Source organism: Streptomyces sp. M41, assembly GCF_043673425.1.
Lineage (GTDB): Bacteria > Actinomycetota > Actinomycetes > Streptomycetales > Streptomycetaceae > Streptomyces.
The window spans coordinates 160,955-175,614 of record NZ_JBIMKE010000010.1; the positions used below are offsets into that span (position 1 = coordinate 160,955).

Below are 14,660 nucleotides of genomic sequence, written 5' to 3' on the forward strand. Positions count from 1 at the left end.
GTTGCTGGACCTGTCGAACGAGCCGCCGGTCGGGTGCTCATCCATACGAGCACCTCCTGTGGCGGACGCTCTACGAGACGCGCGTCCACTCAGAAAGACCTCGAGCGCCACATCGAGGAAACGAACTTCGTCGGCCGCCGCCCCCGGTGAGCGTCTGGTGTCCTGCAAGCGGCTGGAGTCCTGCGAGCGCTGACAACGCGTGCGACGAAAAGTAGCGCATTGCCAACAATGCGTTGACGCGGCCAGTGAGCCCGTGCTGCACTCTCCCATCCAATGTGGTCTAGACCTCCTCCGAGAGCCCAGGGGCCGGCGGCCAGAGCCCTGTGGTGAAGAGTGCAGCGCTTCCTTCGCATGCCACGTCGTCCTCTGCCTCCCCTCGCGCCGGGCCCGCGAGCGACAGGGGCAACAAGTGCGAAGTCGTCATCCGAGACCCATCATCCTGTGGTGTGTGGCCCTGGCCCTCTTGGGAGCTGTCGTCGCACCCGCCGCGGCCGACTACGCCCAGCCCGACAAGGCGACGGGCACCTCCTCCTTCGACACCACCCCCGCCGTCGCGGCCGTCAGACGACTCGTTCCGGAGCAGGCGGATCGCTTCACCCTCGAACCCATGGCCAAACCGGACACGGGCGACTCCTTCTCCATTTCCGGAACCGCGGGTGCCATCAAGGTGCGTGCCACGTCCCCGGCCACACTTCTCACCGGCGTCGGCTGGTACCTCAGACATGTGGCCAAGGTGGACATCGGTTGGCCGGGAGACAGCCTGACGAAGCTCCCGGCCACGCTTCCCGCGGTGAACGGCACCATCACCCAGTCCGCGGTGGTACCGCACCGATACGCACTCAATGACACCGACGACGGTTACTCGGGCCCTTACCGGGACTTCGCCTCCTACCAGAAAATGATCGACCTGCTCGCCCTGCACGGTGTCAACGAGGTATTCGTCCAGGTGGGGGCGGAGTACCCGTACTACAAGGCACTCCAGCAGTTCGGTTACACCGCGGAGGATCTGCGGAAGTGGATCCCCAAGCCGGCCCATCAGCCGTGGTGGCTGCTGCAGAACATGTCCGGGGGGCCCGTCTCCGAGAAGTTGATCAATGATCGTGCAGAGCTGGGTGCCAAGGTCACAGGCCGGCTCCGGGAGCTGGGCATGACGCCGGTGCTGCCGGGCTACTTCGGTACGGTCCCCACCGACTTCGCGAAGCGCAATGCAGGCGCGAAGGTGATCGGACAGGGGGCCTGGGTAGGGGCGTACGAGCGGCCGTCCTGGCTGGACCCGGCCGACCCTGTGTTCACCAAGGTTGCCGCGGCCTACTACAAGCACCAGTCCGACAAGTTCGGAAACACCACGATGTACCGGATGTCCCCGCTGCACGAGGGCGGCACGACCGGCGAGACGGACGAAACCAAGAAAGACAAGATCAAGAGAGCCGCCGCAAAGAACATCATGGAAGCTCTGCAGACGGCCCACCCCGGCGCGATCTGGGTGCTGCTGGGCTGGCAGCACAGTCCGGAGATCCCCATCATCGAAGGCGCCGAGAACAGGGACAAGCTTCTCATCATCGACGGGCTGTCCGACCGCTATGAGAAGGGTGACAAAACCACTGACCGAGACAAGGGATGGAAAGGTGCGCCCTATGCGTTCGGCACCATCGACAACTTCGGCGGACACACCACCATCGGCGGAAACACCGGTGAGTGGGTCAGCCGCTTCGCCGACCTACGCAAGACCTCCAAGGCGCTGAAGGGCATCGCCTACCTGCCCGAGGGCACCGGCACCAACCCCGTGGGCTTCGAACTGTTCGCCGAACTGGCCTGGCAGTCGGACCGCGTCGACCACAAGTCATGGTTCGCCGAGTACTCCGCCCGTCGCTACGGAGGCCGGGACCCGCACGCCGAAGCAGCCTGGGAGCTCCTGCGCACCGGCCCTTACGGCACGCGAGCCGACGGCTGGAGCGAGCCCCAGGACAGCCTCTTCACCGCGCGCCCCGGCCTGGAGGTGACGAAGGCCGCCAAGTGGAGTCCGGAGACCATGCGCTACGACGCCTCCACCGTGGACAGGGCCCTCATCGAGTTGCTCAAGGTCTCCCCGGACACGCAGGCCACCGACGCGTACAGGTTCGACCTCGTCAACACAGCCCGCCAGGCCCTCACCAACCGCAGCCGTGTCCTACTGCCCCAGATCAAGACCGCCTACGACGGAAAGAAGCCTGCCGAATTCCGCCGACTGGTCACCGAGTGGAAGAAGAGCATGGCCCTTCTCGACAATCTCCTCGCCACCGACTCCCGCTTCCTGCTGGGCCCCTGGCTGGAGAGCGCCAAGAGCTTGGGGGACACCGCGGAAGAGAAGAAGTCGCTGGAGCACGACGCGCGCAGCGTCATCACCACTTGGGCCGACAGCGAGCGCGGCAGTGCAGAGCTGCGCGACTACGCCAACCGCGAATGGTCCGGCCTGGTCTCCGACTTCTACGCGGTGCGCTGGGAGAAGTTCTTCGCGAGCCTGGACGCTGCACTGGCCGACAACACGACTCCCAAGAGCATCAACTGGTTCGAAGAAGTCGAGGACAAGTGGCTCAGGGACCGTAAGGTCTACCCCACCAAGACTGTCGGCGACCCCGTCGCCGTGGCAACCGAGGTCAGCAAGACGCTCCAGGAGCCGAACCCGGCTCCGGTTCCAGCTCCGGCAGGGCCCATCACCGACAGCGAGGGCAAATGCCTCGACATCACCGACGGCAACGCCGCCGATGGCACCCCCCTACAGCTTCACAAGTGCAACAGCACCCCTGCCCAGGTCTGGACCGTCGCCACCGGCAGCACCGTCAAGGCGGCCGGTAAGTGCATGGAGGCCCGGGGCGGCGCCACCACTGCGGGCACCGTCGTTCAGCTCCACAAGTGCAACGGCACCCCGGCACAATCCTGGACTGCGGAGGACGACAGGACTGTCAAGAACAAGAAGTCAGGCCTCTGCCTGACAGCTCCGACCGACAACGCGTCGCCCCGGCCGGCGCTCACCCTCCGGACCTGCACCGGCAGCGCTCATCAGCGGTGGACCCTGCCCTCCGCGGCAAACACACGGCCCGGCGACACCCCACCCCCCGGGGGCTTTGGCCCGTCCGATGCCACAGCCGGTGCGACTGGTGGCTCGACGGGCGGAGTCGGAAACTGCACCGACTCCCGCTGGGATCCGGGCACGATCTACACCAAGGGCCGGCTCGTCTCCCACAACGGGGCAATGTGGCAGGCCAAATGGTGGACCCGGAACAACGAGCCCGGTGGCCCCACGGCATGGGGTGCCTGGGCAAAGGCTGGGACCTGCTGACCACACCGGTAGGCTCCTCGGTCACCCTCGCGGGGGTGACCGAGACCGGCGAAGCCCGCCCGCCACGGCGATGCGGCCGCTCAGGACACCTGTTCTGCCAACAGATCGATCAGCCCGGCCGGACGGGCACAACGCCCTCCGCTTTCGGCACGGGCGGACACCGCACCCGCCTGCGCCGACCGCCGGCTGGGCCAGACTCGGTAATGATTCGGCAAAGTAGCGGGATGTTTCTCTCTGTAGCTACCTCTTAGCGATGTCCCCGTGGGGCCGGGGCTCGTCCTGCGGGCCTGCTCCGGCTCTCTCGCCGATACAGCAGGAGGGTGCGCATGACGGTGCCGCGGCCAAGGCGCATGTGTGGCGCCGACCCGGTGGGCTGAGGAACGACGACGAGCTCGAAAAGGGCGAACAAAGCTACGGCCGGGCGGCCGAAGCCCGGCGCAGCGTCCGACAGACACTTCGGACTCGTGGACGCACGCCGAGCACAGTCTCGTCGCGGGACGAGGGCTTGAGTCGACTCCCGCGTAGTCGTATGGATGCTCTTGAGTGGGGAGGCGTTGTGCCACTCGCCGATCAGGAGGGCCTCGTAGGCCGCGCTGACGCCGAACTGACAGCGGTGGTGCGGACGTCGCAGGCGGAGGATGAGCTGGCTGAGCTGTACCGTCGGCACCACTCGGCCGTCGTTGCGTACGCGGCCACCTGTTGTCGCAACTCTCACACCGCCCAGGATCTGACCTCCGAAGCGTTCACCCGCACTCTTCAGGCCGTGCGCGCAGGCCGAGGTCCCGAGAGCGCCTGGCGGCCGTATCTGCTTGCGGTGGTCCGTCGTACCGCCGCCGAGTGGGCCGGCACCTCGCGCCGCACTGAGCTCTCACCCGATTTCGAGAAGTGGCTCACCGATTCCTACGGTGCGGCTCCTGCGGAAAGCGGAGAGGAGAGAGTGCTGCGTCTGGAGGACAACAACTTCGTGTTGCGTGCCTTCAACTCACTGCCTGAACGCTGGCAGACGGTCCTGTGGCACACCATCGTGGAGAACGAGCCCGCGGCGCAGGTGGGCGCACGGCTGGGTCTGAGCGCCAGTGGAGCCAGCTCGCTCGCCGCACGGGCCCGGGAAGGGCTGCGCGAGGCCTATCTGGCCGTGCATGCTCAGGACGGCGCCGACAGTGAGGAGTGCCGACGATACGGCGCCCTGCTGGCCGCCGCTGTCCGCGGCAACGGCCGTCGGTCCAGTGACAGCCTGGCCCGGCACCTGACCGACTGCGCTCGTTGCACCCGGGCCATGTCGGATCTGACGGAGCTCAACCAGCGTGTGCAGTCCGTGCTGCCCGCCGGCGTGCTCTTGTGGGGCACGGCCGCCTACCTGGCCGCACAAGGGAGTAGAACCCACGTAACGACGGCGTTCGGCACGACGCCGTCAGGCCCCCCGGCCGCCGCCGGATCCGGAGGCCCGCTGGCCAAAGTTCAGGCATCTTGGATTCGATCTGGCGCAACGGTGGCGGCCCTGGCCCTCGCCATAGGTATCGCCCCTTTGTTTTTGACCCCCGGCGATCAGGAGGGGACGCCGACGCCATCGAGGGGTCCCTCACTGGCCAGTTCGTCGACAGCCACCGACACACCGCTTCCGCGGCCGAAGGAATCCAAGACCGAACGCCCGCCGTCGAAATCGAGTTCTTCGCCCAGCTCGTCGCCCTCGAAAGACCGCAGGCAGCCCGTTTCTGCCAAGCCGGCTCCTGCCTCACCGACCCTGACTCCCACCGGCAACCTCATCGCCAACTCCGGGGCTGAAGTCGGCTCATGTTCCGTGTACGGCGAGGATTCCATGGACATACCCGGATGGCAGACCGTCTCTGGTTCCCCTGTGCCCCTTTGCTATGGCTTCGGCAACATGACCACCTCGGAGGGCCCGCAAGACTCCGGCCTGCCCGGGCAGGCGTACTTCGCCGGCGGACTCGTGGACTACGCGGTCCTCACCCAGTCGATACCCCTCCCGTCGAGACCCAGCGGTGCGACCGTGTCGTACACCTTGTCGGGCTGGCTGGGCGGCTGGGCGTACGAGGAGGAACACGCTGGTCTGACCGCGGACTTCTTCGCTGCTGACGGGAGCATCCTTCACACCGCCGACCTCGCCCCGGTCTCGGACGCCGCCCGGGGAAACCAGAACGGGTTCCGTCAGCAGACGGTCACAGCGGCGGTACCGGCAGACGCGGAGAGCGTCACCCTCACTCTCACCTTCACCGGGTCAGGCGACAACTTCAACGACGGCGCTGCCGAAGACCTCCATTTCAGTCTCAGTTGAGGGTGCGCCGACGATGAGCACCGCCTGGGGACTGGGCTCGGCAACCCGGAATTGTCTCAAAGCAAGGCCGCCGACCTACTGGCGGAGAGCCGGATTTCCATCACTCATGTGATACGGAGTGCCGCGGCTTGTGCATGCGAGTGCGTCTCATGCTGTTTCGACGGGACGACAAGAGCAGGCGTGTCTCTCCAACGAGACAGCACCTGTTACTGGCTCCTGTGACGCACCGAGGCCACTCCCACGGCCGGATGCAGATCTGGCGGCGAAGACTGGAAACGTCCGGGTCACTCACGGTGAGCCCCTCACCGAAGGGATGTCTCGTGCGTCGTCGTCAAGGAATCATCGCGGCCGGGCTGGCTACCGGTCTCGCGGCAGTCACGGCCCTCTACGGTTCGGCGTACGCCGTCAAGGACGGTGAGAACGCCACGGCCGACAACGCGCCGGCCGGCATGGTTCACCTCCAGCTCGGCAATGGAAACTGCGGAGGAACACTCATCCACGCCAAGTGGGTGCTCACCGCGGCGCACTGCCTCAACAACAAAGCCCCGGAAGTGATCACAGTCCGCGCGGGGAATCTGAAACGGAGCGAGGCCACAGCCCTCAAAGTAACGGCCAAGCACACACGACAGGATGCCGACATCGCCCTGCTCGAACTGAGCAGCGAGGCCGGACCGGCTCCGGTCAGGCTCGCCGACACCGATCCCGCGGTCGCCTCCGTGGGGGACATCTACGGCTGGGGCATGACCGGGACCGACGGGAGACTGCCGGACAGTCTGAAGACCGCGCGCGTAGAAGTCACCCAAGTGGGCGGTGGGTGCACGGACAGCCGCCGCGGACCCAGCGTGTGCGTCAAGAAGGTCACCGGCATAACAAGGGGCGGGGACTCCGGGGGCCCCCTGATGATCAACGGTGAGCAGGTCGGGACAGTGTCCGGAGGGGGCCGATTCGCCAGCATCGCCCACAGCCTGCCGTGGATCGAGCGGACCGCCCAACTTGACTTCAACAACGACGGCAAGATCGCTGACGCAGTTCCCTGCACTGCGACTGCGTGGGTCGCCGGCAGGGAATACCCGGGCGGAAGTACCGTCTCCCACGAGGGCCACACCTGGGAGGCGCGGTGGTGGACCAACACCGAACCGAGCACCCTGCCGCCAGGCGCGGACCCGGGAGGGGTCCCTTGGAAGAAGCTCGGTACCTGCTGACAGCCGGTCGCATGACTTCACCGGCAGCAGGGTGAGCCGGCCTCTCGGTGGCTCGGCTGGCGACGCAGGGGCTCGCACGAGTGCGGGCCCCGCCCGACCCAGCGGGTCCAGCCGACGGGCAGGCCATGGCAGGCGGGCCACACAGCTGCGAGTCGATCACCGGCTCACCCCCCTGTGATCGAACACACGAGGGCGAGGTACCGTCGCGGCCCCGTATGAGCCACCGGCACGCCGACACAGCGATGCCCTCCACGTTGATGCGGGCCCGTGCCGACTCGCATCTCGTTGCGCACTCCGGTCTGGTGACGATCTTCCAGATCGGAAACTGATGACCACCGAGCCGCCCGGCAGGGGTGACCGCATGGCTATGGTGTGCCGTAGCGTGTCGACGCGAGCGCTCCGGCTCGCCGACCGCTCCCCTCCGGCCGAACCGCCACAGAGGGTGGACGGGTGAGCGCGATTCGCGGCGGGGCATCGAAGCCCCAGGACAAGGCTGCAACGATGCGTCCGGTGGTTCCGAGAGAAGACACAGCGCGGATGATCAGTGGTGAGTGTGCCGACGGCCGGGGCCACGGCGGACGGGCGCCGGATACGGAGCGCCTGCCGTGGCGGGGCAACCGCGGCAGCACGCTGCTCGACGTTTCCGTGGCCCTGGTCTGCGCCTTCATCCCGCTGATGACGCTGGTCGTCCCGGCGGACCCGTGGGTCCTGATGTGGCTGGCCGTGCACCTCGTGCTGTGCCTGGCGACGGTGGTACGCCGCCGGTGGCCGGCCGCGCTCTGCGCGGCCGTCGTCATCGCCTCGCCCGTGCACCTCCTCCTGCCGTCGACGCTCACCTATCTGCTACCGGCGGTGTCCCTCTATTCCCTGGCCCGGTACGGCACAAGCCGCGTGGCCCTCACACTGTTGTCCGTGGCGGCGGCGGTGCGATTCTCCCTGGCCCGGGCCGCCCTGTACGAGTCCGACCTGTTCGGCGGAGCCCTGCTGCACCTGCCCGGTGAGGCGTTCATCGTGGCCGCCCCCATCTCCCTGGGCCTGTTCACGCGCACGAGGAGGATGGCGCTGGACAACCTTCGTGACAAGGCCCGGCGCCTGGAGCGCGAACAGCATCTGCTGGCCTGGCGGGCGCGCACGGAGGAGCGGGCCCGTCTGGCGCGCGAGATGCACGATGTGGTCGCGCACCGGGTGAGCCTCATGGTGATCCACGCCGGTGCTCTGGAGGTCACCGCCGACGTTCCCCCTCGGGCCGCGGAGAGCGCCAGGCTGGTGGGCGACATCGGCCGGCAGGCCCTGGAGGAATTGCGCCAGGTCCTGGCGGTGCTGCGGCCGGAGGAGGACGACGACGCGCCACTGACGCCCCAGCCGACCCTCGACGATCTCCCGGCGCTGGTCGAGCAGTCCAGGGCCACGGGTATGCGAGTGGACCTGGCAACGTCCGGCCTCCGTCGTTCGCTGGGGCCCGGTCACGAGCCCACCGCGTACCGCCTGGTGCAGGAGGCGCTGACGAACGTGCACAAGCACGCCGGCGATTGCCGCACCCGGGTCACGGTCCGGTACGAGCGGGAGGCACTGCGGGTGATCGTGGAGAACGACGCCCCCACCCGTCCGGTGACCCCACGCCTGCCGAGCGGCGGACACGGGCTCACCGGGCTCAGGGAACGCGTCACCGTCCTGGGGGGCACCTTCGACGCCGGACCACGAGCAGAGGGCGGCTTCCGTGTGTGCGCCGTGTTGCCTACGAAGGAGGGTGAGCCATGAGTGTCCGCGTACTACTGGCCGATGACGAGGACCTCGTCAGGTCCGGCATGAACATGATCTTGCAGGCGGATGCCGACATCGAGGTGGTGGCCACAGCCAGCGACGGCGCGGAGGCGGTCCGGATGGTGCGCGCGCATCGGCCCGATGTGGTTCTGATGGACATCCGCATGCCGGTCATGGACGGGCTGGCCGCCACGGCGGAGATCGTCCGGCTGCCCGACGCGCCCAGAGTCGTGGTGCTGACCACCTTCGACCTGGACGAGTATGTGCACGCCGCGCTACAGGCGGGGGCGACAGGATTCCTGCTGAAGAACACTCCGCCCCGGGAGCTGGCCCGTGCGGTGAGGACCGTCGCCGCCGGCGACGCGATGCTCGCCCCGTCGGTGACACGACGCCTGATCCAGGATTTCGTCGGCCGTGACACCTCACGGCAGGTACAAGCGCGCGGCCGTGTGGCCGAGCTGACCGAGCGCGAGCGCCAGGTTCTGCTCCTCCTGGCGCAGGGCCGGTCCAACGCCGAGATCGCCGGTTCCCTGTTCATGAGCGAGGCCACGGTGAAGACACACGTGAGCAGGGTGCTGGCCAAGCTGGGGTGCGCCAACCGCGTCCAGGCTGCGATCATGGCCCACGACGCGGGCCTGCTGGAAGGGTAGAGCCGGTCTCGTAGCCGAAGCCGCAGAGTCTGCCTCGCCGACCGGCGCCCGGGCCGGCAGCCGCCCTGCATCGGGTGGATCGCCAGACGGCACGGGGCGACTTCCGGCGGCGCGCTCGTCATACGTCGCGCTTCTCCACGGCGTACAGCGCACCGGTCATGGCCACCACGGCCCAGGCACACAGCACGGCGAAGCCGCTCCAGGGAGCCAGGCCTCCCAGCATCGGCCCGGGCTGCATGATGGCCCAACCCGCGCTCCCGGGCCCCAACCCCACGGGTAGGAACCGCTGCACACTCTCGAAGCCCGACCCCAACAGGAGGAACGGCACCACGTAGATCAGCGCCGACATGGTGACGACGGCCCCGGCCGTGCCGCGCACGACGGTGGCCACGGCGAGGGTGAGCAGGGCGAGCCCGCTCAAATAGAGCCCGCCACCCAGTACCGCCCGTACGACACCGGGGTCCATGAGCGCCCCGGAGACACCGGGTGCCACGACACAGCCGACGGCGAAGGACACCGCGTTCACCACCGCGCCGGCGGCCAACGCTGTCAGGGCGACCACCAGGGCCTTGGCAGCGAGCCAACGCCTGCGCCAGGGCACGGCCGACAGGGACGTGCGGATCATCCCGGAACCGTACTCGCCACCGATCGCCGACGCCGCGAACACCACGATGGCGAGCTGCCCAGCGGCCACCCCGAGGGTGCCGCCGGTGACGATCCCGTCGACGGGCACCCGGCTGCCCGTCGACGCATCGGCGTTGCGGTTCAGTGCGACCAGGGTGGCGATGCCGATGGTGATGAGCGTGAAAAGGGCCAGGCACCATCCGGTCGAGCGAACGGTGCGTATCTTGATCCACTCGGATCGGAGCAGGTCGTGGAAGGCCGGTTGGGACGAGCCTGCGTATCCCTGCTTGGTCGTGGCAGCGGTGGTGGTCATGGCAATTCCTGTCTGCTGGAGGGCGGTAGGGGTCGTGGGCCGGTGCTCCGGCGAGAAGGGCCGGTCACAGGGCCGGGGGCGTAGTAGCTCGGTACTCCACGCTGTGCCCGGTCATTTCCATGAACGCTTCCTCCAACGAGCCCCGCTGGACGGACAGTTCATGCAGCGTGGCTCCGCACCCCGCAGCGGCTTCGGCCACACGTTCGGAGTCCAGGCCGGTGACCAGCAGCGTGCCCTCATCGTCCGCGACGACGTGTCCCCCGGCCCGTCGAAGCGCACCGACAAGCTGAACGGCCTGCGGTGAACGCACCCTGACCGCGTTGCGGGAACTTTTCGCGCAGAACTCACGCATACTCAGGTCAGCGATCAGCCGGCCACGGCCGACCACCACCAGATGGTCGGCGGTCATCTCCATCTCGCTCATCAGATGACTGGAGACGAAGACCGTGCGCCCCTCCGCGGCGAGGCCCCTCATGAGCCCTCGGATCCAGCGGACACCCTCCGGGTCGAGGCCGTTGACCGGCTCGTCGAACAGGAGCACCCCAGGGTCGCCGAGGAGGGCGGCGGCGACGGAAAGCCGCTGGGTCATACCCAGCGAGAAGCCGCCCACCCGCCTGCCGGCCACGCCGGCGAGACCGGTCATCTCCAGGACCTGGGCCACCCGGCGGGGAGGGATGGCGTTGCTGCCGGCCAGCGCCAGCAGATGCCCCCGCGCCGTCCGCCCGGGATGTGCCGCCCTGGAGTCGAGCACCGCTCCGACCTCACGCATCGGATGGCGTAGACCGGCGAACGGCCTGCCGCCCACCAGCGCGCTACCGGAGTCCGGACGGACCAGTCCCAGCAGCATCCGCATGGTCGTGGTCTTGCCCGCGCCATTCGGCCCCAGGAAACCGGTCACCCGTCCCGCGTGCACCGTGAACGACAACCGGTCCACCACCGTCTGCCTGCCATAGCTCTTGGTCAGCTCCCTGACCTCCAGCACACTCGCGTCCATGAAGCGGCTCCCTTCGGAAGATGTTCAGCGTCCGGCGACACCGTAGGAAGCCGGCCCACCCCGCCGGGACGCCCGAGCGTCTGTCCTCTGGGCGCCGACCGTCGCTGTTCCAGGGCCTGGCCGTCATACGATCGGCGGATGCGTCCGAGCCGATCGTTTGTTGACAGCCTCAGCTCTGCCGGAACGGCGGGAACGACGGTTGACGAAGGCGGAAGACTTCAGTCGGCTCTTCACTGCCCAGGAAGCTGACAATCAGTTGGCACAGCCCGGGATGAAAGTGATGCCGCTCGCTGTCAGCTCAGTCAGAGGCTGCCAGGAAGTGCCTGCTCGGCCCAGATCGTCTTGCCGTCAGGGGTATAGCGTGTGCCCCAGGATTGCACGAGCTGCGCGACGATGAACAGGCCCCGTCCCCCTTCGTCGTAGGCGGCAGCGCGGCGCAGATGAGGAGAGGTGTGCCCGGGGTCCGAGACCTCGCTGATGAAGGTACGGTCCCGGATCAGCCGCAGTTGTATGGGCTGTGTGGCATACAGGATGGCGTTGGTGACCAGTTCGCTGACGACCATGTCCGTGGTGAACGCGAGTTCCCGAAGCCCCCACCTGTCCAGTTGCTCGCCCGCCAGGGAGCGGGCGAGTCTCACCGCAGCCGGCCGGGCGGGCAGTTCCCATACGGCAACCTGTTCGGCGTCCAGCAGCCGGGTGCGGGCGAGGAGCATGGTGATGTCGTCCCGGGCCGGTTCTCCGGACTGCAGACTGGCCAGCGTCTGATCACACATTTCTTCGAGTGGTCGGGTCGGGTCGGCCAGGATGTGAGCCAACTGATCAAGACCCGCCTCGATGTCCTGCCCCCGGGACTCCACCAGTCCGTCGGTGTACAGGGCGAGGAGACTGCCGTGGGGCAGGTTGATCTCCGTGGTTTCGAAAGGGAGTCCGCCCAGCCCCAGCGGGGGTCCGGGGGGCAGGTCGGGAAAGTCGACCTCACCCGTAGCGGCATCCACGACCGCCGGCGGCGGATGGCCCGCGCGGGCCAGGCTGCAACAGCCGCTGACCGGGTCGTAGATCGCGTAGAGGCAGGTCGCTCCGACCGCGTCGTCGAAGACCTCCTGGTCCGGCCCGAACTGAGTGCCGGCCGTTTTACTGCTCCACCCGCCCGTGGCGCTGCCCCCGCGCATACCCGCGGACGCCGACACCGCTCGGTCGGCACCCCAGTCAACGCCCTCCGTAGTTTGCCCGACCAGGTCGTCCAGACGGCCGAGCAGCTCGCCGGGGGCCAGGTCCAGACGGGCGAGAGCGCGCACCGTGGTCCGCAAGCGCCCCATCGTGGCCGCGGCACGCAGGCCATGCCCGGCGACGTCGCCCACGACCAGCCCGACCCTGGTACCGGACAGAGGGATCACATCGAACCAGTCGCCACCTACGCCCGCCTGACTCTCCGCCGGCAGATAACGGCAGGCCACCTCCATCGCCGTCAAAGCGGGCAAACGGCGTGGCAGCAACGTGCGCTGAAGCGTCACCGCTGCCCTGTGCTCCCGGGTGTAGCGACGGGCGTTGTCGAGGCAAGCCGCAGAATGCGCGACCAACTCTTCACCCAAGGTTCGCTCATCGACGTCGAAGGGGTTGACTGTGCGCCCACGCAGGAAGGTGACCAGGCCCAGCATGGCGCCGCGGGCGCGCAGGGGCACCACCAGTCTGGACATCGCCGCATCACGTCCTGAGCCTGACAGTCGCCTGCCGGTCTCTGCGTCACCGCGCTCCAGCACTGGCTCACCCGTCGCGAGGCAGACAGCCTGCGCCGACCCGGGGTCGTACCACACACGCTCAGTGAAGGCCCCGTCGGAAAGACGGTCGTCCTCACGCGGCCCGTCATGACTGACGGCAAGAGCGCGTCTGGCCACGCGTACGAGCGGCTGACGCGCGCTCCCAGCGGTGGGCTCCTCGCCATCGAGGACGGCCGGGACCAGATCCACCATGATCCCGTCAGCGAAGCTCGGCACGGCCACCTCCGCGAGCTGCCCGGCGGTGCCCTCGACCGTGAGCGTCGTACCGATACGCCGGCCGGCCAACGCCATCAAAGCCAAGCGCTGCTGCGCTCGGTAGCGGTCGGTGATGTCGACGCCGTCCTCGCATACGCCGAGGATGTTGCCGCGCCCGTCCATCAATCGGTAGTACGAGCACGACCAGACGAGGTCCTCTTTGGGTTCCGTGGGTGGCTGACCCCGAACGTGCAGGTCAATGGCGGGCTCTCCGGTTTCCAGGACACGCCTCATGACCTCCCGCAGCGTCGACCCGTACCCCTGTGTCAGCACCTCACCCGGGCCGTAGAGGTCCTCGGAGGTCTTGCCGAGATACTCCGAGAGCGGCGCCCCGACCTCGTCATCGGACCCCGCGTTCGCCCAGATCAGCCTCAGCTCACGGTCGTAGATCGCCAGACCGATCGGGGACTGGGTAGCCAGGCCCTGCAGCATCGCCTGGCGGGTCTCCCATTCCACCTCGTCCTGACGATCGGCAGCGGCCAGCACCCACACGGGCTCTGCCCCACCCTGATCGACCCGGCACACGCTGACTGCCACTTCCACGGTGTGGCCGTCCCGGTGCCGTGCGGAGACCACCTCCCCGAAGGCACTGCCTTCCCGGCCCGCGAAAGCCGCCCGCAGGCCGGCCGGAACCGACTTCGGAGCGGCGAGCAGGTCATCACCCCTGCCCCCGATCACCTCGTCCGGTGCATAGCCGAGCAGCCGCTGGGCTGCCGGGCTCCACCCGATCACCAAGCCACGGCCATCCAGGATCGCTGTGGCCGCCCTGGTCAGAACGAGGGGCCCACAGAGATCGGAAGCGCTGTCCGTCCTCTGATCCATCATGCACTCAGCCTGGTTCCCTTAGCTTCCACGATCCGCCTCCGGCAAGTCCGGCACAACCTGAACAGCAGCCATGAAGGGCAGGCACCGTGGGCCGCCAGGTCGCCGCCCACGAGACCGGCCCGCTTTCGGCTTCCCAGGCTTGTACTCCTGATCGACGGGGCACCCACCAGTGCGTCGGGGCCGGGGACCTCATGGGCGGCTGGATCCGCGACGACAGGGGCACCTGCTGGTCCGCGCCCTGACACCGCACGGCGCGCTTCCGCCATGCTGTCAGCCGAGGCAGGTTCCGGCATGGGTCGCCGCCATCGGCGGACAGGTCTCAAGCATCTCTTCCGTCGCGCCCGGATCTACCAAGGTGCCTTTGCCGGGCCGGCAGGAACGCGCCGCCCGGCCCCACCTGGTCAGGGCGCAATTCTGCCTGGTCACGGACCTACGCCCCACACCTACGCGGCTACGCACATGCGCGCCCGGGTTCCAGGTGGCGGGGTCCAGCCTCAAGGTTCACCGCACCCCCACCAAGTGCCCGCGAGAGGCCGGCACCAGCGTCGGGATTCACTTGTCTGCAAAGCTGGCCAAAACTTCTGCCCCCTCTGCATACTCGGCTGACCAAGCAACATCCGAGGCTGAGTGCCGACTCGCCCGACCCACTCCG

The 14,660-nt window shown here is 68.1% G+C and carries 8 protein-coding genes; 5 read left to right on the top strand and 3 right to left on the bottom strand.

Features of this window, described 5'->3' with window-relative positions; all coding sequences use genetic code 11:
* The first annotated feature begins 448 nt into the window (after positions 1 to 448).
* From ACHBTE_RS15990 to ACHBTE_RS16010, 5 genes are all read left to right on the top strand, one after another.
* Complete coding sequence (locus tag ACHBTE_RS15990; protein WP_394724509.1) at positions 449 to 3,316, top strand: alpha-N-acetylglucosaminidase TIM-barrel domain-containing protein; 2,868 nt, start codon at positions 449 to 451, stop codon at positions 3,314 to 3,316.
* Positions 3,317 to 3,872: 556 nt separating this feature from the next.
* A complete protein-coding gene (locus ACHBTE_RS15995) occupies positions 3,873 to 5,609 on the top strand; it encodes an RNA polymerase sigma factor (RefSeq protein ID WP_394724510.1) in 1,737 nt (578 codons plus the stop codon).
* Between the two features lie 248 nt (positions 5,610 to 5,857).
* Positions 5,858 to 6,811 carry a trypsin-like serine protease gene (locus tag ACHBTE_RS16000; RefSeq protein ID WP_394724511.1) on the top strand — a complete coding sequence of 318 codons (954 nt, stop codon included), beginning with the start codon at positions 5,858 to 5,860 and terminating at the stop codon, positions 6,809 to 6,811.
* 537 nt (positions 6,812 to 7,348) lie between these two features.
* A complete protein-coding gene (locus ACHBTE_RS16005; protein WP_394724512.1) occupies positions 7,349 to 8,569 on the top strand; it encodes a sensor histidine kinase in 1,221 nt (406 codons plus the stop codon).
* A complete protein-coding gene (locus tag ACHBTE_RS16010; RefSeq protein WP_394724513.1) occupies positions 8,566 to 9,222 on the top strand; it encodes a response regulator in 657 nt (218 codons plus the stop codon). The genes ACHBTE_RS16005 and ACHBTE_RS16010 overlap by 4 nt, the downstream gene beginning before the upstream one ends.
* A 118-nt stretch (positions 9,223 to 9,340) precedes the next feature.
* Here the strand turns inward: ACHBTE_RS16010 and ACHBTE_RS16015 are convergent, their stop codons facing one another.
* The 3 genes from ACHBTE_RS16015 to ACHBTE_RS16025 form a co-directional block, all read right to left on the bottom strand.
* Positions 9,341 to 10,159: an ABC transporter permease gene (locus ACHBTE_RS16015; protein ID WP_394724514.1), complete on the bottom strand. Its 819-nt coding sequence runs from the start codon at positions 10,157 to 10,159 to the stop codon at positions 9,341 to 9,343.
* A gap of 64 nt (positions 10,160 to 10,223) precedes the next feature.
* The gene (locus ACHBTE_RS16020) at positions 10,224 to 11,153 is read right to left on the bottom strand and encodes an ABC transporter ATP-binding protein (protein ID WP_394724515.1); all 930 of its coding nucleotides are present in this window, start codon (positions 11,151 to 11,153) and stop codon (positions 10,224 to 10,226) included.
* 302 nt (positions 11,154 to 11,455) lie between these two features.
* The gene (locus tag ACHBTE_RS16025; protein WP_394724516.1) at positions 11,456 to 14,008 is read right to left on the bottom strand and encodes a SpoIIE family protein phosphatase; all 2,553 of its coding nucleotides are present in this window, start codon (positions 14,006 to 14,008) and stop codon (positions 11,456 to 11,458) included.
* Positions 14,009 to 14,660 lie beyond the last annotated feature (652 nt).